General features: G+C 58.9%; 23 protein-coding genes and 2 pseudogenes. 21 read left to right on the top strand and 4 right to left on the bottom strand.

The genetic code is table 11. The features are described from left to right. Positions 1-2: 2 nt before the first annotated feature. From ACWJKU_RS16570 to ACWJKU_RS16530, 9 genes are all read left to right on the top strand, one after another. A complete protein-coding gene (locus ACWJKU_RS16570) occupies positions 3-365 on the top strand; it encodes a hypothetical protein (RefSeq protein ID WP_454144029.1) in 363 nt (120 codons plus the stop codon). A gap of 18 nt (positions 366-383) precedes the next feature. After that, positions 384-569, top strand: coding sequence for a hypothetical protein (locus tag ACWJKU_RS16565; RefSeq protein ID WP_454144027.1), 186 nt, complete (start codon positions 384-386; stop codon positions 567-569). A 75-nt stretch (positions 570-644) separates the two neighbouring features. Then, positions 645-920 carry a hypothetical protein gene (locus ACWJKU_RS16560; protein WP_454144025.1) on the top strand — a complete coding sequence of 92 codons (276 nt, stop codon included), beginning with the start codon at positions 645-647 and terminating at the stop codon, positions 918-920. A 2-nt stretch (positions 921-922) separates the two neighbouring features. Next, the gene (locus ACWJKU_RS16555; RefSeq protein WP_454144023.1) at positions 923-1,318 is read left to right on the top strand and encodes a hypothetical protein; all 396 of its coding nucleotides are present in this window, start codon (positions 923-925) and stop codon (positions 1,316-1,318) included. Between the two features lie 15 nt (positions 1,319-1,333). After that, complete coding sequence (locus ACWJKU_RS16550; protein WP_454144021.1) at positions 1,334-1,630, top strand: hypothetical protein; 297 nt, start codon at positions 1,334-1,336, stop codon at positions 1,628-1,630. A 279-nt stretch (positions 1,631-1,909) separates the two neighbouring features. Beyond that, positions 1,910-2,236, top strand: coding sequence for a hypothetical protein (locus tag ACWJKU_RS16545; protein WP_454144019.1), 327 nt, complete (start codon positions 1,910-1,912; stop codon positions 2,234-2,236). Beyond that, positions 2,233-2,451: a hypothetical protein gene (locus ACWJKU_RS16540; protein WP_454144017.1), complete on the top strand. Its 219-nt coding sequence runs from the start codon at positions 2,233-2,235 to the stop codon at positions 2,449-2,451. The genes ACWJKU_RS16545 and ACWJKU_RS16540 overlap by 4 nt, the downstream gene beginning before the upstream one ends. A 527-nt stretch (positions 2,452-2,978) precedes the next feature. Then, the gene (locus ACWJKU_RS16535) at positions 2,979-4,505 is read left to right on the top strand and encodes a hypothetical protein (RefSeq protein ID WP_454144015.1); all 1,527 of its coding nucleotides are present in this window, start codon (positions 2,979-2,981) and stop codon (positions 4,503-4,505) included. Between the two features lie 62 nt (positions 4,506-4,567). Then, positions 4,568-5,236, top strand: a complete 669-nt coding sequence (locus ACWJKU_RS16530) for a hypothetical protein (RefSeq protein ID WP_454144013.1) — start codon at positions 4,568-4,570, stop codon at positions 5,234-5,236. Between the two features lie 51 nt (positions 5,237-5,287). On the opposite strand, the gene ACWJKU_RS16525 is transcribed toward ACWJKU_RS16530, so the two are convergent. Then, the gene (locus ACWJKU_RS16525; RefSeq protein ID WP_454144011.1) at positions 5,288-7,963 is read right to left on the bottom strand and encodes a lytic transglycosylase domain-containing protein; all 2,676 of its coding nucleotides are present in this window, start codon (positions 7,961-7,963) and stop codon (positions 5,288-5,290) included. Positions 7,964-8,393: 430 nt separating this feature from the next. Here ACWJKU_RS16525 and ACWJKU_RS16520 point away from each other — a divergent pair, with 430 nt between their 5' ends. The 8 genes and pseudogenes from ACWJKU_RS16520 to ACWJKU_RS16485 form a co-directional block, all read left to right on the top strand. Further along, positions 8,394-8,822 carry a hypothetical protein gene (locus ACWJKU_RS16520; RefSeq protein ID WP_454144009.1) on the top strand — a complete coding sequence of 143 codons (429 nt, stop codon included), beginning with the start codon at positions 8,394-8,396 and terminating at the stop codon, positions 8,820-8,822. A gap of 20 nt (positions 8,823-8,842) precedes the next feature. Then, positions 8,843-9,382, top strand: coding sequence for a hypothetical protein (locus tag ACWJKU_RS16515; protein WP_454144007.1), 540 nt, complete (start codon positions 8,843-8,845; stop codon positions 9,380-9,382). Continuing rightward, entirely contained in the window at positions 9,382-9,825 is a 444-nt protein-coding gene (locus ACWJKU_RS16510; protein ID WP_454144005.1) for a DUF5681 domain-containing protein, read from the top strand. Before ACWJKU_RS16515 ends, ACWJKU_RS16510 begins: the two co-directional genes overlap by 1 nt. Next, positions 9,818-10,471: a hypothetical protein gene (locus tag ACWJKU_RS16505; RefSeq protein ID WP_454144003.1), complete on the top strand. Its 654-nt coding sequence runs from the start codon at positions 9,818-9,820 to the stop codon at positions 10,469-10,471. Before ACWJKU_RS16510 ends, ACWJKU_RS16505 begins: the two co-directional genes overlap by 8 nt. Positions 10,472-10,918: 447 nt before the next feature. Further along, a pseudogene (locus ACWJKU_RS16500) lies at positions 10,919-11,089 on the top strand (JAB domain-containing protein); the annotation flags it as partial. 35 nt (positions 11,090-11,124) lie between these two features. Beyond that, positions 11,125-11,793: a class I SAM-dependent methyltransferase gene (locus tag ACWJKU_RS16495; protein WP_454144001.1), complete on the top strand. Its 669-nt coding sequence runs from the start codon at positions 11,125-11,127 to the stop codon at positions 11,791-11,793. A gap of 580 nt (positions 11,794-12,373) precedes the next feature. Beyond that, a complete protein-coding gene (locus ACWJKU_RS16490) occupies positions 12,374-12,904 on the top strand; it encodes a DUF6531 domain-containing protein (protein WP_454148169.1) in 531 nt (176 codons plus the stop codon). Beyond that, positions 12,897-13,289: pseudogene (locus ACWJKU_RS16485) on the top strand (IS3 family transposase); the annotation flags it as partial. The gene ACWJKU_RS16490 and the pseudogene ACWJKU_RS16485, both read left to right, overlap by 8 nt. A 201-nt stretch (positions 13,290-13,490) precedes the next feature. Here the strand turns inward: ACWJKU_RS16485 and ACWJKU_RS16480 are convergent. Genes ACWJKU_RS16480 through ACWJKU_RS16470 form a run of 3 tightly spaced genes read right to left on the bottom strand, consistent with a single transcriptional unit; the run spans position 13,491 to position 15,927 of the window. Further along, positions 13,491-14,972 (bottom strand): cbb3-type cytochrome c oxidase subunit I, encoded by a 1,482-nt coding sequence (locus tag ACWJKU_RS16480; protein WP_454143999.1) that lies wholly within the window; start codon positions 14,970-14,972, stop codon positions 13,491-13,493. Then, on the bottom strand, positions 14,969-15,574 hold the full coding sequence (locus tag ACWJKU_RS16475; protein ID WP_454143998.1) for a c-type cytochrome: 606 nt from the start codon (positions 15,572-15,574) through the stop codon (positions 14,969-14,971). Before ACWJKU_RS16475 ends, ACWJKU_RS16480 begins: the two co-directional genes overlap by 4 nt. Then, a complete protein-coding gene (locus ACWJKU_RS16470; protein ID WP_454143996.1) occupies positions 15,571-15,927 on the bottom strand; it encodes a hypothetical protein in 357 nt (118 codons plus the stop codon). The genes ACWJKU_RS16475 and ACWJKU_RS16470 overlap by 4 nt, the downstream gene beginning before the upstream one ends. Positions 15,928-16,294: 367 nt before the next feature. Here ACWJKU_RS16470 and ACWJKU_RS16465 point away from each other — a divergent pair, with 367 nt between their 5' ends. The 4 genes from ACWJKU_RS16465 (at position 16,295) to ACWJKU_RS16450 (ending at position 21,118) form a co-directional block, all read left to right on the top strand. Next, the gene (locus tag ACWJKU_RS16465) at positions 16,295-16,990 is read left to right on the top strand and encodes an SDR family oxidoreductase (protein ID WP_454143994.1); all 696 of its coding nucleotides are present in this window, start codon (positions 16,295-16,297) and stop codon (positions 16,988-16,990) included. A 281-nt stretch (positions 16,991-17,271) separates the two neighbouring features. Continuing rightward, positions 17,272-17,592, top strand: a complete 321-nt coding sequence (locus tag ACWJKU_RS16460) for an exosortase system-associated protein, TIGR04073 family (RefSeq protein WP_454143992.1) — start codon at positions 17,272-17,274, stop codon at positions 17,590-17,592. 417 nt (positions 17,593-18,009) lie between these two features. Then, positions 18,010-20,607, top strand: a complete 2,598-nt coding sequence (locus ACWJKU_RS16455; protein WP_454143990.1) for a PAS domain S-box protein — start codon at positions 18,010-18,012, stop codon at positions 20,605-20,607. 232 nt (positions 20,608-20,839) lie between these two features. Next, the gene (locus ACWJKU_RS16450; protein WP_454143988.1) at positions 20,840-21,118 is read left to right on the top strand and encodes a c-type cytochrome; all 279 of its coding nucleotides are present in this window, start codon (positions 20,840-20,842) and stop codon (positions 21,116-21,118) included. Positions 21,119-21,249 lie beyond the last annotated feature (131 nt).

Below are 21,249 nucleotides of genomic sequence, written 5' to 3'. Positions count from 1 at the left end.
ATATGGCAAAAACGATTCAACAAATCGAACTGCTGTCCCAGTTGTCATTGCTCGAGCGGGATGGTTTTGATCTGGCGTCAACGTGGAAAAGCACGGCGGCCGCCGCTGCTGACGGTGATGCTTCGAAGGCGAACGACGTTCTGGTGCTGGGCGCCTGCACGCATGACCTGATCCGGACCGTCAAAGCGCTGGTCGCGCGGATGGCGCGGTCTGGATTCGAAGCGGAAGACGCCGGTTTCGGCCGGTGCCTGGCGCTCTTGTGTGCCGTGGCTGAAATGAGTGTTCACTACGCGGAAACCGTTGAGGCGGCTCGGCGGGTGGCGGGACTCATGCGGGAAGTTCGGGCAGCTCGGGGATTTCATTGATTTCAAGCGGGGTGTGTGATGACAGAAAGCGAAGTATCCGAATTTTTTCAGCTAGGCGGAACGCCGCGGCAACTGGAACAGGCGATCCGTGAAGGCCGGGAGTCGGTTAAGCGGCTTGCCGAAAACTTGTCGATGACGGTGCGGAGCCTGAAGAGCTTGGCGAGCAGATGGGGAATTCTACGGGACGCCGATCTCGGCGAATGATGAAGCGCGGAACCGGGTGCAGCCACACCCGGAACCGCTGACCACAAACGCAAACCTACATGGGAGGTTGCAATCATGGCTATTGGTAATGGTAACACGGTGTTCCAAATGGCCTATACGCCACGGGATCACTTATTTGAAGGCGGGCGCCGGTTGGCGCGGGTGCTCATGATCTGGTGGAGCTTATACGTGCTGGTTCTATTCGCCGGCGATGCGGTGTTTGGTTTTTGGGATTTGGAGTTTTCGATCAAGGTCGCCTTGTGGCTGATCCTTGCCGGCGTGACTGGCATCCGGCTTGTGGCGGCGTCGATTGGCTACGTCGTGCGCGGGTTTCTCGGGATTCGGGGATAAGGGTGAAGGGATTTTTTGATTCGAGTACCGGATTTAACGACTACACTTTTTTGACTGGACTGGGGAATTTTATGGTTACCAACGAAGAGAAACTAAACAACGGCGTTATCGCACTCCTTTTCCTTAGGAACCGGATTTTGGATTTGGGGGCGGCGGGTGACTGGCCGAGAGTGGTAAAAACCTTGGCGGATCGCCTGAGGGTGCCCCCCGACCAGAATTTTGTGCATCGGCTGGTTTCCGAATTCTATTGGAACTTGCTGGAGTTAAGACCTGGCGCGCTTGCTTTTGACGACGAGGACGTAACCGGGTCCGATGCCAAGGTCGAGCGCAAGGCATTTAAACGGCTGTTCCCGCTGTTCGAGGGGTATCTGCTAGGACGGCTTCAAGGGGCGTTTTGATTTATAGGATTAACGATGACAGAACAAGAAGACGATTTTGACGGTGAAGTCGAACTCGGTTTCCCGGCCTTTGATACATCGGTGGCAACCGGGGAACCATACCAGATTAGCCTGGACGGTTTCGAAGGATTCGAGGAATGGAAAGCGGTCGAAGCCTGGGCAGAGCCGGGAGTATTCCCGAATGGACAAGAATGCGTGATGTTCTACCTATTCAACGAAAACGATATAGCGCCGAACGGTGAAAAGCTTGATCCGAAGGATTACCCATTCGACGACGACCACATTGCACAAATTCGATTTGTGACGGATTAGCCAGGGGGCTGCCCACAAAGAGCCCGGTCATGTACCGGGCTTTTTTGTGCCTGCGGAAAAGTAAAAACCCGGCAATAGGGTTTGGCCGGGTTGTCGCCAGCGCAACGCCGGGAGAGAATCCAACGGCTACCAAGGCATTGCGGGGTGACGACTCGAATACTGCCATCACGCCCGGAAGCGGCGAGATCATGCCAGCATCGACCCCTAACATGAATTTTCGTCGTGAGCGCACAATAATCGGCAAAACAGGCCGATTTTTTTTGTGCGGAGTGAATAAAAATGAACGATACGACTACAAAGCGCGGGCGCGGACGACCGCCTATCTTTGGCAAGCCGATGACGCGGCGCGAGATATTGTTGAGGCATGAGGCGAAGCGCAAGGCCGAGGGCAGGCCGTCTCGTTCGCAACTCCTGGCGGCATTGCGGACAGAGAATGCCGTGCTGCGGGAAGTGGCCGATGTTGGCCGGCAGTTGGTTGCCTGGTATGTCCGGCCGATCGGGGGCAGGTTTATCGGCGCCATGTCGCCGTCTGGCCTGTGCGATCCGAGCGAGATCTCGCGGCTTTGGGAACGGCTTCACGGGCTGGTGCACGGGTGCGACAAATGAGAGTTGAGTTCACATTGAACGGCAAAGCGTATGCCGTCCGTCGTGGTCGTCGTGGTGATCTGGTTGCCGAGGTTTTCATTCCGCCGCACATTGACGGCGGCCGGGGGCTGCACCTACGGAAACCAGAATGCTGGCGTCCATTGAATGCCAAGCGGTTCCCGCGCGCGGTCGGGCGGATCATTGCCGCCGCTATGGATCGCGGGCTTCTCGCCTAAAACCGGCGTGGTGTTCCTCGTGATTATTTCTGTTAAGCACGAGTCGGGCCATTTTGTTATGGGCAACAAAATGGTTTTTGCTTATGGTTCGCAGAGAAGCGCAATCCGTGGCCTACAGTCGATGGCTCGGCGCTTGCATGGGTGCCATCGCGAGGCGTTTTAGGCGCATTGCATTATTGAACAGGCGTTGACAATGGCGCGGGCGCCTTGCCCGTGAAACCGGCGTGACGCCACACTATCCATGTCAACGTCGTTGCTCATCCGGACGACCGGCCGGTTTCTCCAGGGCCGGCTGGTCGTCAAATCTCCTGATTGATCGATGCCCACATAGACGACCCGGCTCCGGCCGGGTTTTCTATGCCTGCATTCCTGAGAATATTGAACGATGTTTTTATTCTGAGGAATAAGTCCATTGTTCGCACACAGGTTCGCACAAAACTTCGCAGTGCCGGGTCCGCAGGAACCTTCGCAGTGCCGGCAGCGTGAGGCGAGAATGAACCCGTGGCAATCGAAATCTGGAGAAACTTGTGACAACGAAAATTTATCATCCAAAAATTGAGGTTCGCGCCTTTAAAGTGGGCACGGCATCGGTCGTGCTCACTGACCTGATGGCGCTGGGCGGCGGCCTGCCACCTGAGCGACAAGCGAACACCAGAGATAATGTCATCGATTTGACGCAGTACCTAAGTGAGGGGTCGAGCGTCCGGGTCGCGACCAGCACGCGGGAGCCTGCTGGCGCGTGGGGCATTACCTTGGTAGATGCCCCATACGAGAGCCAGAGTTTTCGGCGCGAGTCGCGCGTGGATTCGATCGCCGCGATGCTGGAGCCGATGGACTTGATCGAAATCCGGATGGCGCACGATCTTTCGGAGTACGCCAGGCCCGACAAAGGCTACAAGTTGCCGCTCGTCATGAGGGGCTTCGTCTCCGAAGTCCGGCGTCGACGTGGGGTCGATAGCCAGGGTAGGCCGCAACGGCAGGTCGTTATCTCAGGTCAAAGCTTGGTCGGTCGTGTGTGGCAACAGTTACGAATTTTCTATTTGAACAACTCGGTCATTGGCGATAACGTCTTGACCAGTTTTCGCCTGTTGCAAAAATACGACGCTGATCAGGTCACGGCGCGCAATCCGTTAATCTCGGAATTCATGGAATCCGTCGTGCTCGGCATGATCGGCGAGTTTCTTGGAAATTTAACCTGGTGGAATCGCCGGTCGATCGGCCTTGGCTTCTCGAGCATCGAGCTCGAATGCTCGGCACGTGGCAGGATTCAGGGTCACGTGGCGAACAGTTTTGAAGGCGGGTCGTTATACCAGTTCGCCGCGATGCTGACCGACGTGCACGCCGGTTTTAACGAGTTGTTTGCCGAAAGCCGCGAGGACTCCGAGGTCATTATTCTGCGGCCTGTTCCATGGTGCGATCCGGATGGGCGGTACATTCAGGAGGGAACGCCCCTGATCGATGTCGTTGTCGTCCACGAGGACGACATCATTTCGATCGAGTCGAGCAGGAGCGATCAGGGGGTGGCGAATTATTGCTATGTGCGGTCGACGCCTTGGGTTTTCGGCTCGGACAGGCTCGTTCAATTAGAGTCGAACGTTGCCTTTGACCGGACGCACGCCAGGAACAACCCCATCCTGTACGGCAATCGTGTCGTCGAGGTCGATAGCTCTCTTGGTGCGCCTACGTATGAGAAAGGAACGGACAGCATCAGCTCAGACGATCAGGAGACCTATGACGCCACTCAAATGAAATGGCTCCGTGAGCGCAGCAACGTCCTGCTGGCGGCACTGCGCGATGCCGCCGTGTTTGAGCGTGGCTCAATGACGGTTCGTGGGGATGAAAAACTCCGGGCCGGGGTTTTTGTCCGCGTGGTCGAGGGCAATCTCCAATATAGGTGTTATGCACATAGGGTAGAGCATCGTTTTGACCCGTTCCGGGGTTTTACCACGGTCGTTAATTTCGAGCGCTCGGATGCGTTTATCGAGCGGTCCCGAATGCGAACGTCGCCGTATCATGCCGAGATGATCCGGATCGTCAAGGGGGTAGACAAGTGATTACGCTAGCACGAGTTCTTGCGGTTCATCCACGATCGGGAGCCATTGATGTCGCGTGTGTGATGAGCGGTCGAAAATTTGCAGGCGTCCGCGTGGTGCAGCCGGGGGCGTCATCCAATACCGGCCGGATTGACCTGCCTGTACCGGAATTGGGCGCCGATTCGAGCCAGACTGACCCGGCTAAAAAACCGGCTGGTACCCGTGAGGGGCTGGCCGTGATCGCACTATTCGGCGGGCATCCGGTCTGTTTGGGTTTCCTGCCACCGAGGCGGTCTCAAATGTATCTCGAAGCCGGCCGGCGTATTGATCGGCACCAGTCCGACGTGTACAGCACCATCGATGCCGAAGGCAACACCGAATGGCGGCATCCATCCGGTACGATGGTAAGGATCTCGGAATCGGCGACTCCCGAGGATCTGACCGGGCAAGATACCGATGGCGCTTGGAAGATCGACAAGAACACGGCACGCGCGCCGCGGCTACATGTCCGTCTGGCGAACGGCGGTCAGACGAAATTCGAACTCGTGGCGACACCAGACGGTAACGTGACGATGACCGTGGCGGGTACTTTGACCGTGAACGCACCCACGACCAACTGGACCGGCGATATCAACGTGAGCGGCGATATCACGGTGACGGGGGGCGATGTCGTGGCCGATGGGATTAGCCTGAAGACGCACGTTCATGGTGGAGTCCAGTCGGGCGGATCGAATACGGGGCAGCCGGTTTAAGGGACCAAAAAGAAAGGGCGCTATCGGGCGCCCTTCTTCGTTGTACCTTTGCTAGGCGAGTCCTGTATGCGGTAGCTCGTACCGATGATTGACCGATACCGGATCGGCGATTTCCCGGCCTTGGGAGTCCCGTAGCGTGAATTCGCCGCGGAACGTGTGCATCGAGATTTTGTCGGCGCCAGTTCGCGCCCGGTGTTCGGCGGGCAGTGGGTCATGGATATCGATCCCTGCGCGCCCCAGGGTTTCCATCATTTCCTTTCGATACCGTTCGGCGGCCGGTCCCGAACCGTTGTAACGTTTCAGCGCCTCGGTATACCCGTATTTTTTGACCAGTCCGGCAAAAAACTTTGATCCGGTCATGATGTTGGTTCGCGGGTCCATCAATTGTTCCCGGCTCAACCCGGCACCGGCGCCTTGGGAGTTCAACTGCATGATGCCGTAATCGCCGCTGCCGTTTTGGTTGACGTTAGTGGCGTCCGGGTTCAGGTGGCTTTCGTGCACGGCGATGGCTTTCAAGATCGCCGGATCGATGCCGTACTTCTGCCCCGCTTCGGCAAAAATGGAATCGTACATGCTGGGCGAACGAATCAGGGCCGCGTCCCGATCGATTTTCGTGCGATTGATCACACCCCTATCTGCGGCATTGGCCTGTTCCAATTCCGAACGCTTTTGCAGCATGGCCGCGTATTCGTCCGTGCCGTACCCGTGCGCGGCGAGTTCCTTTGAAACCCGTATTTTCTCGTTCAACAGGCGCAACTGCCCTGACCGATCGGAAACCCTCTCTTGGGCGTCACTGATAACCCCGTCGAATGGTCCTGTGACGTTTTTGGTTTGCCACTTGGCAAACTCGCTGGGCGTTTTGCCGGCCGCAAACAGAACGGCATCGCGGATCGATTGATTGATCGGCAACAACTTGCTCGCGAATTCGGTTAAAACCGTTTCGACCTTGGCAATGCTATCACGGGTCCGCTCGCCATCGTCTTTGAGATCCTGGCTGCTGGCGATTTTCGTAATTTCCTGCCGTAATCTCTCGGTATCGCCACTGGCCTTGGCGGATTGAAGCTCGTCAGTGCCGACGCCTTCACGCTGAAACCGGGCGGCTTCACGCATCAGGCTATCGCGATCGGCACCGAGGTACTTTGCCAAGCTGATCGTTTGCACCGGGTCCGACGTATCGATACCCATCGCCCGTAATCGCGCCTGAATGCCCGCGGTCCCGCCGTGCTGCTTCATCGCAACGCGGAAGGCCGCGGCTTCGCGTACCGAGATCCCGAATGCGTTAGATAAGGCATCGTTCACTAGCGCCGCCGGCACGCTCGATTCGATCCCACGAATGAACGTGTCCAGCATTGGCGCGTCGGCCTTGCCGCCCGCTTCTTTGAGCATCGCCAAGTACCGCGCCTGGGTTGCGGCATCGGCCGATTTGTACATGACGCTACCGGGCCCAATGGCGTCCCGTAGGCTCGAAAACGGTCCCGCCTGCATGACACCCGCAACGTCGACAGCGTTGAACTGTCGGGAGTATTCGCTTTGCATGACGCCAAGAGAAAATGCTTGTCCGGCTGGACCTGCACCGGCAAAACCGCTTTGGAACCCGGCACTCATGCGAGCCATTAACGACGCACCACCGGCAACGTCGGCACCGTAGACCGAGCCTGGTCCGGTCAGTTTGGACAACATGCTCGAATACCCTTCGGCACCCGCTGCGGGTCCGACGATACTACGGGCTGATGTGCCCAAGAATCCGGCGATGGCTTGTAGAACTTCCGACGATTGCGAGAAACCGACCTTGGCAACGGCTTCACCGATGAGCATGGCGAACCGGCGTTGTCCCTGTTCATCCGATCCGGTTGCACGGAACCGTTGAGCCTGGCCGAAGAACGAAACGCCTTCGCCCGGCTCCAAGCCCATGGCGCGGGCGAGCTTGATCGCTTCGGCGGTCTCGCTGGTCAATGCGTTGACGCCACGGCCACCCGCGATCTTGGCGTACTGGCGTTCGAGTCCAAGCATTTCGTTGGATGTCACACCCAAACCGCCGTCGTAAATGATGTTCCTGGCGGCATCGCGTAGGGCGTTGAAGTCCGCGGTTAACCCGCCGATGGTATTGCGTAGCACGCTGGTGCCGATCGCTTCTTGCTCAGCGGCTGAAACTTGCTGGGCGGTTTTGATCGAACTATATGCCGCAGCGCCTACTACAGCGCCCAAAGCGCCACGGCCGATCATCGAACCAATGCCAGCACCGCCCGATGCAAACCGGCTTGCGGTTCCGGCGACGTTGCCGAATCCTGGCACGACCGATCCTACGATTGATCCACCAGCGCTAGCGACTTCGCGGCGGAGTAGGTCCGATAGTCTGTTTTGGTCGTGAATGATGCCGCTGATCGTTCGGTGATATTCGCGAGCTTCACGGGTTGCGCGGGAGTATGCCGATACGCCATCGCCATGAATCGCACGGGCTAACCCTTCGGCGGCTTCCCTTGCACGAACAAGTTGCTCGCTTGCCTCAGCAACGCCCAAGTCGATCTTGCTCGGTCTTTGGAGTTTCTGTTCGAGCCGATTGGCTTCTGCCCATAACCGTCTCAGTGCTTCCATGGCGCGGCTGGTATCGAAATTCACTCGATTATTACCGAGCGCGCGAGAAACCTTTTCCGCTTCACGGGTTAATGTTTCGAGGTCGCTTTTAAGCTGGCTTATATCCGCTCGAATTGGTACCTTAATTCCGCTCATCTATATATCTCCGAAGTAATTACGAATAACCCACGATCACATATTCCCATCACGCGGTATTACCCGGCACGAACCTGTTTAGATCAGGGATATATCAGGTTTCGAAACAATAAATTTCTTGTCGAATCTTGACATTTTTTTCGGTGGTGAGGGTGTAATTTGGGTGTGGTAAGAAATTAGTTGGGAGCAGGTTTATGAGTCATTTTGAGAGACTGATTGAGGACCTTCGGCGCGAGCAGTTAGCGCGTCGTCCGGTCCTGTTCATTAAATCATTGGGGCCGAACGTGGACGCCCTGAAACGCCGGGCTACCCGGATTTTGAGCAAGGCGTTTTGCCAGTATAAATCCGGCCAAATCACGGGTTTGGAATTGACCCAAATCGAAAACGCCGTGGGTAAACTCAAATGGCCGGAAGGTAAACGGGGGCGGGGATGAGCACGGGATTAGAAATTAAGGTTAATAAGGACGGCAGATTGACTATTAATGGTCAGTCTTATTCGTCGGCACGTAAAACACTGCTCGATCGAATTGCAAGCGATAAATGGAATATCGAGATATCGCGAAAGGAACTGAACCGGCTTAACGAGGACATTGCTAAATCCGTATTGGCCGGCAATGAAATGGCGTCTGACCTGCGCCGGGCACACCAAAAACGGCAGGATATTCTAGCCAGCGATCAGGCCGATTTAGCCGAAGCCATTGCCATGCTGGACGAGATAACCGCGGCGAAGATCGCGCACGAAACCGAGAAACTGGTTAATGCGGCAAAGGCGGACTTGGATCGCGCATTAACTCGGTACGACGAGCTTATTACCGAGAAAACCCGGCAGCTTCATCAATCACGAATCACCCACCAATAACCCGAGAGAGAGATACCATTATGAACAATACCCAATTGTCCGACGTATATGCTCAAGCCGTGGTCCGTGCGCAAATGGCCGCCGAGGAATTGGCCGAACGGCACATTGAAGCGGCTGAAAAACTCGAAACCATTCGTGATCGGATCGCCCGCATTGAAGCCGAGCGCGCGGAACTCATTGCGAGACGCAAGCCGGGCGAACCGGTCAGCGATGAAACGGCCGGCAGGGTGTTCTTGTTGACTCAGGATCTCGAAACCTTGAAACCGCTGCTGGTCGAGGCGAGCAATGAGGAATCGGCCATCAATGCCGATTTAGCGGCTGCACGTGGTCAACTTGCGGCTGCCGAGGGGAACTGGCGGAGGCATCAAGACGAAATTCTGTTGGCCAATCTCAAACAGCGTGCTGGCGAGGTTGAACAACTGTTGTTCGATATCCTGAACGATGTTCAAGCCGTGGGCGCCAGACTCGGCCGCCATAGCTTGGTTCAATCGTGGTCGGCATCGAACGACTTGCGGAATCTGGTGTCGTTTGGCGCACTGCCGGGTCGCGGGTGGCGCTGATGCCAAGGGGCGGCAAAACCAAATTCCAGCCGGGTCAAAGCGGAAATCCGAAAGGACGCCCTCCGGGGCGTCCCGATCGGCGAAACCTTTTCCATTGGGTGAGCGAGGACGACCGGGAGGCAGTTTTTTCGAAATGCCTGGAGTTGGCCAAATCTGGCGATCCGGCTGCGTTGCGACTTGTCCTTGAAAGAATCGCACCCGTTCGAAAATCGCAGTTAGCGCCGATCGAACTGCCGGACGGCTACGAATCCATGACGCCACTCGAACAGATTTCGGCCATCGATAAACAGGTTGCGGACGGCGCGATCAGTCCGGATGTTGGGGCGATTTTGGTCGGAATGATTAAGGACAGGCTGGTCGTGATCGAGCATGAGGAATACGAAAAGCGGCTTGAAAACCTGGAAACGCTCATGGCCGCAATAAACGGTGCCGCCAATGGATGACGTGATTCCCGCGGCACCTGGCGTTGCCTACACCGAAGTACACGGCCTGCGCATGTTTCGATGCACGGCGCTCGGGGCGACGATCACGGTCAAATCGTGCGCGGAAAACTACCGGGCGGCCAAATCCGCGCTCAGGGTGGCGTATCGGCCGCACCTGCAACATTGCCAGGGCTGTCCCATTGGAGCCTGCCATGCGGGCGAGAAGCCGCGGACGAGGCCGATTGCTCGTCAGCATGGCAAGGTATGCCCGCGTTGCAAGCGAAAAAGCGCGCGGTATGTGCCAAGTGCCGCCTTGTGCGTGAGTTGCTGGAATCGCTCGAAAGAGATCGAGAGGGGTAGGAACCGGCACGGTAATCCGCCGATTGAGCTTCTTCAACGGGCACCAGTCCCGCATTCGATCATGTTCACGCATAACGGCGAACCGGTGCGGTTTGAACGGCTGGCCGTGGATTCTCTCGAACCACTACTAGCGGCCGTGTTCATGGCGCGATCGCCGGAAACGCTACGTTTCGTGTTCGGGCGTCCTGATCTTGAGCCAGTCGACAATGAGCCGGCACCAGACTGGCAACGGTCGAGCACGGTTCGTGAACGTCGGGCATTGGACCGTGAGAAACAACTGGCTCGGGAGGCATCTTGTGCTGTATGAACTGACGAATCACCTATGCCGGCATTGCCGTGGAAGAATTTTGCACGATGGCGATACGTTATACCGTTGCGCCGAGTGCGGGGCGACGGCTGAAGGCGATATCGAGAGGCTGTGCTGCTGCGGTCTGGTCGTTGATGGCGAAAAGGATGCGCGATTCCGTTGCCGGGTGATCCCGCGGGAAGAGCGAACGGCGGCATCGCCGTTTGAGATTGGTGTTGTGCGGGTTTGAGGAAAAAGTGCGCAAACTGGTGCGCAGGTTAGTGCGCATTGCGGGGTGCGCGAAAAACTCGGTTCGCATCCCGCAGCCGGGTTTTTTGTTACCGTGACGAAATCAAAATGGTGGACATGTGGGCAGGGTAGCCAAGCGGAAAATGAGTAGATTTGTGAGTAGGCGCGTCGGCGCGAATCCATGAACGCCTTGAGGCACGCGGACTGCAGCCGCTCATAGTAATTTTCGCGCACAATCATCCTTCGGGCATCGCCGAACCCAGCGAAGCGGACAAACATATTACGCACAGGCTCAAGCAGGCCTTGTCGCTCATCGATATTCGCGTGCTCGATCATTTCATCGTCGGCGACGGTGAGGCGTATTCTTTCGCCGAACACGGATTGATATAGTGCGGCGATAACCGATCTGGCCAAAGGAGGTCGACATGCAGCGCGTGCCCGAGCCGGAGTTGATGGACGAGGAGGATCAGGCCCGCGCCTATGCGGAAGCGGATTTTTCCGAGCCGCACGATCACTTCGTTTCATTGTTCCGAACCGCGTTTCCAGATGACGCATGTGCGGGGTCGGTTCTGGATCTGGGCTGCGGTTCGGCCGACGTGACCGTTCGTTTCGCCCGCGCCTTTCCGAGTTGCCGGATCGATGGCGTAGACGGGGCGGAAGCCATGCTCGGATTCGGCCGCAAAGCCGTGCGCTCGGCGGGGTTGGAGCGCCGTGTCCGGCTGATCAGAGCTTATCTTCCCGATGCGGCGCTACCGCTGACGTCTTACGATGCGGTGATCTCGAATTCGCTGCTCCATCATCTGGCCGATCCCATGGTGCTGTGGACATCCGTGCAACGCTTCGGAAAGTCCGGCGCGCCGGTGTTCATCATGGATTTATTGCGGCCCGGGAGCGAAGAGCGGCTGAACGCATTGGTCCGGGCGTATGCGGCCGACGCGCCCGAGGTGCTGAAACGGGATTTCTCCAATTCCCTGCGCGCCGCCTACCGGCCGGACGAAATCCGCGCGCAATTGGAGGCCGCCGGCCTGGACGGTTTTGCTGTCACTGTCGTCAGCGACCGCCATCTCGTGGTATCAGGCCGGCTTTCTTCTTGAAATTTTTGCCTCTACCCGAGGGGTTGGCCGCCACGATTGAAATCCCCCATGCCCCCATCGGCACGCCAAGACGTTTTCCCCGTTTTGCGTGGTCGGTCACAGATCGATTGCCGACCTGCGGCTTAACTATACGTGCTGGATTTGCGTCTGCCACCTCGGCGGCGACGGTTAAACACGTTTTGGGGAGGTTTGAGGAAGGGGAAACGATGGGGGGACCTGGGCCCGGTCGGGGAGCAGCGTGAGGGCGTATCACGTCGCGGTTTGCGCGCTGCTGGTGTTGAACCTGCTGGCGACCGGCGCGGCTGACGCCTGTTCGCTCAGCTTCACGGCGCCGGTTCGCGGCAGTACGGTGGTGACCGCCCGGGTCGGCGTCGCCGGCACCGGCTCCGGGACCGCCAATCCGGGCGATGTCGGGCAAGTCACGGCCACCCTCAACGGAACTCCCTTTTTCCAGCAGCCCGGCACCTTCACCACGCTCATCAACTTCCTGGGGTCCGGTGCCGCCTCGGTGACGCTCCAGCCCGGTCCGAGCTTGTTCGAAGTCCAGGGCAGCGTCAACGGCTGCAGCGCCTCGGACAGCATGGTGGTCTATTACACGCCACCCCCGCCGTCGGCGCAAAAGAACGCGGGGCAACCCGAGGCCTGCAACGGCACCAATCCCGTCAACGGCGCGACCGGCAACAAATACCAGGCGGAACCCGACTATACCGGCACCGGCCGGCTGCCGCTGGAATTCTCGCGTCATTACAACAGCGCCTACCCGGAGCATCGGACCCTGGGCTTGCGCTGGCGGCACAGCTACGATCGCCAGTTGGCATTGACCGCGAACGACGCTTACGTGGCGCGTTCCGACGGCCGCGCCTATCGTTTCACTCTGACGGGCAGCGAGTGGCGGCCCGAGGCCGATGTCAGCGATCGGCTCGTCCCGATTACCGAGGCCGGCACGGTCACGGGCTGGCGCTATGTGCGGGGCGAGGACGACACGTCCGAATATTACGACGTCAACGGCCGATTGACCGCGATCGTCAGCCGCGAAGGGCTTGAGGTAAGCTGGAAAAAGTGGACACCAAAGTTTCCAATGATGAGACGGAGGTGTTGCATGCATGGGTGAACGCATGACGACGGCGCTGGTCAGCCAGTCTCTGTGGCGGGCGGTATCGATCCGGCGGCCCGCTCCGGGCCTGATCCACCATTCCGATCGGAGCCGCCAGTATGTCGCCTACGCCTATCGGGCGCTGCTGGAGCCGTTCGATTTTCAGGCCTTCATGAGCCGGAAAGCCAACGGTGGGGATAATGCCCCTATGGAGAGCTTCTGGGGCACGTTGAAGAACGAGTGGCTCCATCACCGACGGTACGCTACCCGCCAAGAGGCCATTGCGGAGATTACCGAATGGATCGAAATCTTTTACAACCGCCAACGGCGCCAGGCTCGATTAGGCTATCTGTCGCCCGCGGCCTACGCCCAACCGTTCTATCGGAATCAGCGGGCGGCTTGATCTTTGGCGTCCACGATTGCCAACCGACCTCACTACACCTGTCTACGGGATCATGGCTCAGCTCGAGCGGTGATGCCTAACTGTGGTGTAGCCGCCGATGAATTGCTCGGGATCATCCAGAGGCGAATTAGGGACCCAAATCGGCGGGTTAGCTCTGCTAACCCGCCCTATGATCGATGTTCATCCGAATGCCCGAGGGCATCACGCTGTCTGCACGACGGCGGCCTTGATTCCCGGCTCTTCGGGCCGCTCGATGACCAGCGCGGGCCGGGTTTCGCCGGCGCCGATGGTTAGCAAATCCCAGATCAGCAGACCCAAGCCGGCGGCGGTGACGAGCCCCATGATCAGCCGCCAGAACATGGCCTGCGTGAACCAGGGATGGGTTTGCGCGGCGAAATAGCCGCTCCAGGTCGAGCCCTCGACCGCGCGTTCGATGAACGATTGCTCGTAGCCGGCGATGAGCAGGGCCATCGTCATGCCCACCACGCCCAAGTTCAACAGGCCCATCGACCATTTCCATTTCCAGCCGTTGTCGGGAAGGTTGGCGCCCATCCACACGTTGCCGCGCCATTGCTGTACCGCGAGATAGAAGAAGGCGATATTGATCGTGGCGTAAGCTCCGAAGAACGACAAATGGCCGTGGGAAGCCGTCCACTGGGTGCCGTGGGTATAGAGATTGATCTGCGGCAGGGTGTGCATGAAGCCCCAGACGCCGGCCCCGAAAAAGTTGCCGAAGGTATGCGCGATCACCCAGCCCAGCGCCGGATGATTGGTGCTCTTGAACTTGTGGACGCCGGCGTCGTACACCGAGTGCACCACCATCGCGACCAGCGGAATCGGCTCCAGGGCGGAGAAGAAGCCGCCGATCGGGAACCAGTACTCCGGGGTGCCGATCCAGAAATAATGATGGCCCAGCCCCAGGATGCCCGAGCCGAACATCAGTCCCACCTCGATGTACAGCCAGGTCTGGACGATCTTGCGCCGCACGCCCAGGAGCTTCATCAGGCTCCAGGCCATGATGCAGCCGACCAGCACTTCCCAGGTCGCCTCCACCCAAAGGTGGATCACCCACCACCACCAGTACTGATCCACGGTCACGTTGGTCGTGTAGAACATGCCCGTCATGTAGAGGCCGGCCAGGGCAACCAGATCGAGCGCGAGCACACCGGAGACGCCGGACCAGCGGCCCTTGGCGAAAGTGCCCGCGACGTTGTAGAAGAACACCAGCATGACGGCGACGATGCCGAGATCGGCCCAGCGCGGCGCTTCGATGTATTCGCGGCCTTCGTTGATCAGCCAGCGGGTCGCGTCGTCGCCCGCGCCGGTCTGTATGAACAGGTACACCAGCACGACGATCGCGACCGCGGCCGTCAGCACCCAGAAGGCGGTTTCCCCGAGCTTGAGCCCGACGATCTCGACCCCGCTTTCCTCTTCGAGAAACCAGTAGACGGCGCCGATGAACCCGTACAGCATCCACACCACCATGGCGTTGATGTGAATCATCCGGTTCACGCTGAAATCCAGGGTTTCGAAGAGAAAGCCGGGAGCGACGAACTGAATGGCGGCGAGCAGGCCGAACAGGATTTGCGCCACGAAGAGAACCATCGCGACGATGAAATATTTCACCGCGAGCTTCTGGCCGCCGTTGAGATTGCGACTATCCAGCACGCCTGCGCTCATCATGGATTCTCCTGTGCGTAAAGAGTTTTGAAGTTGTTCGGGAAGCCGTTGGTGTCGATCGCCGAGGTCCACTTGAGAAAGGCGATCAGTCCCCTGGCCTCGTCCTCGGTGATGCCGAGATCGGGCATCTTGCGCCCGGTGCCGTAGGATCTGGCGTTGCCGGGCGGGTCCTGGAGGAAGGCCAGCATCAGCGTCTCGCGGTTGGTTTCGTCCACCCAGTTCGGGTCCAACCAGGCCTTGGTCAGATCGGGCGCGTAATAGGCGCCGTTGCCGAGGATCGTGTGGCAGTTGATGCAGTTCTTCGCCTGAAAGGTCTTCTTGCCGAGCGTGACGAGCCGTTCCGCCTCTGCGTCGTTCAAGGTCTTGCCGAACAGGGGCGCGTCGCCTTCGACGGCCGGCATGTAGCGGTTCTGCTTGGCGTCGAAGCGATAATCGATCTTTTTGTTGATGACGCTGTAGGCAGGCACTCGATTGCCGTTGCCGGCCGACACTTTGGCCATCGAGTCGAAGGTCAGGACGATCAGCAGCAGAAACGAAACCGCCGTCACCCAGATTGCGGTTTTCTTCCAAAACGTTTCGGATGCCCATAATGGCGTGGCGTTCACGATGGTTCCTCCTCCTTTCGTTGTTGATTCGTGATCGGACGATCGTGCTCGGAATGTTCGCCGGCGTGGGTGGCCGCGCAGAGCCGCCAGATCGCCCGCGGCGCCGCGAAGTAGCCGACCAGCATGAGGCCGGCGACGACTCGCCAGAAACCTTCGAAATGGGATGTTTCCGCCAGCAGCCAGACCGAGGCGGCCAGGAAGCCATATGAAGCATAGGCCGAAATCAGGAAGCCGGGACGGCGGGTCAGCTTGCCCCAGGCAAAAAGCGCGGCGTAGGCGGCGCCGGCGAGAATGACCGCGGCGGCCGAGAAGGCGTTGAGAAAGAAATCCTTGAGCTCGACCGGTTCTATCATCGGCGGCGAATCCTTCCCGTAAGCGGTAGAGGAAAACGGCCTCGTGATGCAAGGCCGTGTCGGCATTTTTTCATATGAGCGGGCTCCGAGAAAGAAATGTTTTCGGGCGCGCGACGCTCGGCTGAAATTCCGCGCGGATTTGGGCGGAACGGTGCTCACATCGGGGATTTATCGGTTATTTTATAGAGCGTTTTTTTCAATACGGACGCCGGGGCGACTCAAACTGCCCCGGCGGACGACACAAGCACGGAATGTCGTCAACGCGAGATGAAAATGCTCTAAGACCCGAGCTGCGCGATCCCTTCGGGAGAGCGGGCCTTTTGGCTGTTCCGATTCGTGAAAAACGTCGTTTTGAGGAGCGATCAGCATGGCTACTGTACTGATTACCGGCGCCAATCGCGGCATCGGTCTCGAATTTTGCAGACAATACGCCGAAGCGGGCTGGAAGGTTCTGGCGTGCTGCCGCCGTCCCGAGCAAGCTTCGGACTTGCAGGGGTTGGCCATTCGCCATCCGTCGGTTTCCATTCATCAGCTGGAGTTGGGCGATTTCGACCAGATCGACGCGCTGGCGCACGCCCTGGCGTCCGAGCCGATCGACCTGCTGATCAACAACGCGGGAATCTACGGCGATTCGAACCGGAATGCGCTGGGGACGCTCGATTACGATCTTTGGGCGCGGGTGTTCAGGATCAACGCCCAGGCGCCGGTTAAAATGACCGAGGCGTTTTTTCCCCAGATTGCGCGCAGCGAACGCAAGCTGGTCGTCGTCATAACCAGCCTGATGGGCAGCATCGGCGACAATACGAGCGGGGGCTCGATCATGTACCGGTCGAGCAAGGCCGCGCTGAATGCCACCATGAAAAGCCTGTCGATCGATCTCGCGAATCGCGGGGTCGGGGTGCTGATTCTGCATCCCGGCTGGGTCAAAACCGATATGGGCGGGCCGAACGCACCAACTCCGCCGGCCGAGAGCGTCGTCGGCCTGCGGCGGGTGATCGAGGGTTTTTCTTCCGGTGATTCGGGGCGCTTCTTCGATTTTCGCGGCCGCGAACTGCCCTGGTAAGAGAGCCCGGCAGGGCGGCGCATCCTCCGCCGCACCCTGCCGGTTTGAAACCGTTCCGAGACGGGAAAACGGGTGCCGCCGGGGCGGGAGCGCGATTTGAAAAAAGACGGACCTTTGCCTACGCTTGATGCAGCGCGGGGACGCCGGTGCGATGCAAGCTTCGAAATTGAAACGGTTTTCTCGCCGCCGTGTCCGCGGAAAATCAACACCCAGCCAGCAAGGGGCCACTCATGTCGAGATCAGCAAGAACCATTTTCCTTTCGGCGACGGCGGCATTGATCATGTCGTCCGCGTCAATGGCTTCGGACGACTACGGCCGCGACGTCGGCGTGAAACTGGGCTCGGGGCTGAGCAATCTGGCCTTGGGATGGATCGAGTTTCCCAAGAACATGATCAACACCACCAACGAAACCAACGTGATTTTCGGGCTCTCCGGCGGGTTTCTCAAAGGCGGATTGCACATGCTGGGCCGCACCGCATCCGGCTTGATCGATTTCATGACCTTTCCGCTGCCGACTCAACCGATTACGAAGCCGGTCTTCGTCTGGGAAAATTTCGATGTGGAAACGCAATACGGCCCGGTGTTCAAATTGAAAGACTAAAATGTTTTCAATGCGGAGGTGGGGGCGACTTCAGTCGCCCACCATATACGACAACATACGTTCCGCACGGAATGCCGTCGGCGGAGATGAAAATGCTCTAAACCGGCGCCCCGGAACCGATTCCCGATCGCGGGATGCCCGCGCGAGGCTTCGGTCCGAAATCATGCCGGCCGACGTTGGTCGAAGAAAATAAAGTACAGCGGAATCGGCGGCGCCGATCGGTCTAAAGCTCATTCCATCTGAAATGCGAGCGGTTTCCGCAACGGCCCGAGCCGGCATCGAAAACGGCGGGCCGGGGAAATCCCGTAAGGCGCCGCCGGATTTATTTCCGATCCGGGATGGACGGGTTTCTCCAGAACGAGTTGGTATATGCCAAAGGAAAAAAAGCGCAATCCAACAGCGATGTTCCCGAACAGGATGTCCGAATTCGAATCGATCGATCGCTTTACCCGGATCTTGCTGGACGGCTTCGGCGATGCGGCGTGCCTGCTCGACGACGCGGGCCGCCTCGTCTTCATGAACCGTGCGGCGGAAGAGTTGTTCGGTTATTCGGAAGACGAGTTCCGCGGCCGGCCGGTGCTTTCGGAGCCGGATGCGCGGGCGGAATCCGAACCTCCCGCAGCGACGCAGGAACATTTCCGCGAGGGCCACTTCCGCCGCAACGACGGAACCGTGTTCTCCGCCCGCTACCGGCTGATGCCGATGAAGGACGATCACGGCAGTCTGAGCCTTCTTCATCTGGCCGGCGCCGAGCCGCGCGACAGCGTTCTCGATCTGGAATCGAACCTCGGGGCGATCCTCGATACCATCACCGACGGCGTCATCGTCATCGACGAAATCGGGATCATCCAGTTGCTCAACCCGGCCGCCGAGCGATTGTTCGGATACAAACGGGAGGAATTGATCGGGGAGAACGTCAAGCGGCTCATGCCTTCGCCGTATCGCGAAGAGCATGACGGCTATCTCGCCCATTATCGCGAAACCGGCGTCAGAAAGATCATCGGCATCGGCCGGGAAGTCGCCGGCCAGCGCAAGGACGGCAGCGTTTTTCCGATGTATCTCTCGGTCGGCGAGCTCAGGCAAGGGAACCGCCGGTTGTTCGTCGGCATCACCCGTGATTTGACCCGGCGCAAACAGACCGAGGAATATCTGTCGATTCTCTCCGGAGCGGTGGAGCAAAGCCCGAACGCGATCATGATCGCCGACCTCGACGGGCGGATCACCTATGTGAACCAAGCTTTTTGCCGACTGACCGGCTACAGCGCCGACGAGCTCATCGACCAAAACCCGCGGCGGCTGCGATCGGGCCGGACGCCCCTGGGCATTTACCGGCGGTTGTGGGAAACGATCCAGTCGGGCGACGAATGGCAAGGCGAAGTCCAGGACCGGAAAAAATCGGGCGAACTGTATTGGGCCCTGGAAACGATCACGCCGACCCGCGACGCCACCGGCAAGATCACCCGCTACCTCGCGACGCAACGGGACATCACCGAGCAGAAGCGCGACAAGGAAGCCTTGCAGGAGAGCGAAGAGCGTTTTCGGCAAGTCGCCGAAATGATCGGCGAGTGGTTGTGGGAACAGGACCCCGAAGGCCGCTACGTCTACAGCAGCGGTTCGGTCTACGCCATTCTCGGCCTGAAGCCCGAAGAAATCATCGGCAAGCGCTATTTGGACCTCCTGACGCCCGAGGACCGGAGGCGCTGGAGCGGCGAACTCTTGCCGCCGACCGAGCGCGTTCACGAATCCTTCTACAAGCTGATCAATCATTACCGTCACCGCGACGGCCACGAGGTTTTCACCGAATCCACCGGGGCGCCGATACTCGACGACCAGGGCCGTATCGTCAAATGGCGCGGCATGGATCTGGACATCACCGCGCGCAAACGGTTCGAGGACGCGCTGCGGCAGCGCGAGCGGGCCATCGAAGCGGCGAGCGTCGGTATCGTGATCGCCGACGCCGGCCAGCCGCATTATCCGAACATCTACGTCAATCCGGCATTGAGCCGGATCACCGGCTACTCGCAGGAGGAACTGCTGGGACGGAGCCTTAAAATATTGCAAGGGCCGGAAACCGAGGAAGCCGCCAAAGAGAAGATTCGCAAGGCCCTGCGGGAAGGAACCGGTTGCGAGGTGGTGCTGCGGAATTACCGCAAGGACGGAACGCCGTTCTGGAACGAGCTGTTGCTGTCGCCGGTCCGGGATCAGCAAGGCGGCGTGACCCACTATATCGGCGTCCAGACCGACGTGACCGAGCGCAGGCGGGCGGAAGAAGAGCGGCACGAGCTGGAAATCGCCAAGCACATCCAGCTCTCGCTGCTCCCGAAAAAACCGTTGATTGTCGCGGGAGCCGAGATTGCCGGGATTTGCATGCCGGCGACCCACGTCGGCGGCGATTATTTCGATTACTTCCATTACGACGACAGCATCGACGTCGTCGTGGCCGACGTATCGGGCCACAGCGTGGGCGCCGCCCTGATCATGACCGAGATGCGCAGCACCTTGAAGGCCGAGACCCGCAAGACGCCGGGCAAGCCGCCGTCGCAAAGCGCCGGCGAGGTGCTGCGCGCGCTCAACCACCTGCTTTACGAAGATCTGAGTTCGGCCGAGCTTTTCATCACGATGTTCTATCTGAAATACGATCTCGGGAAGCGCCTGCTGCGCTATGCCAACGCCGGCCACAACCGCACGTTATTGCTGAGGCGAAGCGACTGGACGTGCAGCGAGCTGGATGCGGAAGGGTTGATTCTCGGCGTCAGGCGGGACGTGCTTTTCGAGGAGAAACACCTGATCCTGGAGCCGGGCGACCGGTTATTGCTTTACACCGACGGGATGATCGAGGCGCAAAACGAACAGGGAGAATTTTTCGGGGTCTCGCGATTGTGTAACCTCTTCTCCGCCGACCGTTCGGAATCGCCGGCAGCGACCATTCGAAAATTGTCGGACGAACTGCGAACCTTCTGCGGCAAGAGCGAGTTCGCCGACGACATTACCCTGGTGGTTTTGCAGATTCGCTGAGGCGGCCGATTTCGAGGGACATGTCCGGTCCGCTCGTTCGAGCGCAGCGGCGTCGAAACGCACAAATTCCGCCATTTCGCGCTATGCTCGGCGCGAACGGAATTTTCCGGCCTTCCTTAATCCAGCTTTTCTTTGTCGATTTCTTATGTTCATGGTGATAACTCGTTCGATTATTCCGTTTTTTTTCGTCCTGATCCTGGCCGGCTGCGCGGAATCCGAGACGAAAACTTCGATGCAGACGGCATCCCGGCCGCCGGATTACGTCCGCGGCAAGCATGTCTACAACGCTTTCTGCGCCGAATGCCACGATTCCGGCAGAGACGGGGCGCCCACGCTGGATGATCCCGATGTCTGGGAGGCGCGGGCTCTGGAATTGCCGTCGTTGCTGACGGATCATGCGACGAAGGGATTTTTGGGCATGCCGGAAAAAGGCGCCCATTCCGATCTGAGCGACGAAGCCGTTAGCGATGCGGTCCGCTACATGATCAGGCAGGTTGTCAGCGGCGAGTAGCGGCCAGATTCCGCGCCGGTTTTTCGGCGGCGGCGCGGCCGAATCGCCGGCCTGTTTATTCGAACGATGCGGGTTCGGCCGCTCGGGAATTCTTTCCTGACGCAAATCTGCCGGCGCGATGAAACTTCTCG

The sequence above is a fragment of the Methylocaldum sp. MU1018 genome (assembly GCF_053646775.1).
The sequence above is the reverse complement of the archived record's forward strand: the minus strand, read 5'-3'. Positions and strand labels throughout refer to the sequence as shown.

What these genes read in the sequence shown, in the direction of transcription:
- ACWJKU_RS16570 (WP_454144029.1), top strand. Translation starts at nt 3, where the DNA reads ATGGCAAAAACGATTCAACAAATCGAACTGCTGTCCCAGTTGTCATTG.
- ACWJKU_RS16565 (WP_454144027.1), top strand. Translation starts at nt 384, where the DNA reads ATGACAGAAAGCGAAGTATCCGAATTTTTTCAGCTAGGCGGAACGCCG.
- ACWJKU_RS16560 (WP_454144025.1), top strand. Translation starts at nt 645, where the DNA reads ATGGCTATTGGTAATGGTAACACGGTGTTCCAAATGGCCTATACGCCA.
- ACWJKU_RS16550 (WP_454144021.1), top strand. Translation starts at nt 1,334, where the DNA reads ATGACAGAACAAGAAGACGATTTTGACGGTGAAGTCGAACTCGGTTTC.
- ACWJKU_RS16545 (WP_454144019.1), top strand. Translation starts at nt 1,910, where the DNA reads ATGAACGATACGACTACAAAGCGCGGGCGCGGACGACCGCCTATCTTT.
- ACWJKU_RS16540 (WP_454144017.1), top strand. Translation starts at nt 2,233, where the DNA reads ATGAGAGTTGAGTTCACATTGAACGGCAAAGCGTATGCCGTCCGTCGT.
- ACWJKU_RS16530 (WP_454144013.1), top strand. Translation starts at nt 4,568, where the DNA reads ATGAGCGGTCGAAAATTTGCAGGCGTCCGCGTGGTGCAGCCGGGGGCG.
- ACWJKU_RS16525 (WP_454144011.1), bottom strand. Translation starts at nt 7,963, where the DNA reads ATGAGCGGAATTAAGGTACCAATTCGAGCGGATATAAGCCAGCTTAAA.
- ACWJKU_RS16520 (WP_454144009.1), top strand. Translation starts at nt 8,394, where the DNA reads ATGAGCACGGGATTAGAAATTAAGGTTAATAAGGACGGCAGATTGACT.
- ACWJKU_RS16515 (WP_454144007.1), top strand. Translation starts at nt 8,843, where the DNA reads ATGAACAATACCCAATTGTCCGACGTATATGCTCAAGCCGTGGTCCGT.
- ACWJKU_RS16510 (WP_454144005.1), top strand. Translation starts at nt 9,382, where the DNA reads ATGCCAAGGGGCGGCAAAACCAAATTCCAGCCGGGTCAAAGCGGAAAT.
- ACWJKU_RS16505 (WP_454144003.1), top strand. Translation starts at nt 9,818, where the DNA reads ATGGATGACGTGATTCCCGCGGCACCTGGCGTTGCCTACACCGAAGTA.
- ACWJKU_RS16495 (WP_454144001.1), top strand. Translation starts at nt 11,125, where the DNA reads ATGCAGCGCGTGCCCGAGCCGGAGTTGATGGACGAGGAGGATCAGGCC.
- ACWJKU_RS16490 (WP_454148169.1), top strand. Translation starts at nt 12,374, where the DNA reads ATGGTGGTCTATTACACGCCACCCCCGCCGTCGGCGCAAAAGAACGCG.
- ACWJKU_RS16480 (WP_454143999.1), bottom strand. Translation starts at nt 14,972, where the DNA reads ATGATGAGCGCAGGCGTGCTGGATAGTCGCAATCTCAACGGCGGCCAG.
- ACWJKU_RS16470 (WP_454143996.1), bottom strand. Translation starts at nt 15,927, where the DNA reads ATGATAGAACCGGTCGAGCTCAAGGATTTCTTTCTCAACGCCTTCTCG.
- ACWJKU_RS16465 (WP_454143994.1), top strand. Translation starts at nt 16,295, where the DNA reads ATGGCTACTGTACTGATTACCGGCGCCAATCGCGGCATCGGTCTCGAA.
- ACWJKU_RS16460 (WP_454143992.1), top strand. Translation starts at nt 17,272, where the DNA reads ATGTCGTCCGCGTCAATGGCTTCGGACGACTACGGCCGCGACGTCGGC.
- ACWJKU_RS16455 (WP_454143990.1), top strand. Translation starts at nt 18,010, where the DNA reads ATGTCCGAATTCGAATCGATCGATCGCTTTACCCGGATCTTGCTGGAC.
- ACWJKU_RS16450 (WP_454143988.1), top strand. Translation starts at nt 20,840, where the DNA reads ATGCAGACGGCATCCCGGCCGCCGGATTACGTCCGCGGCAAGCATGTC.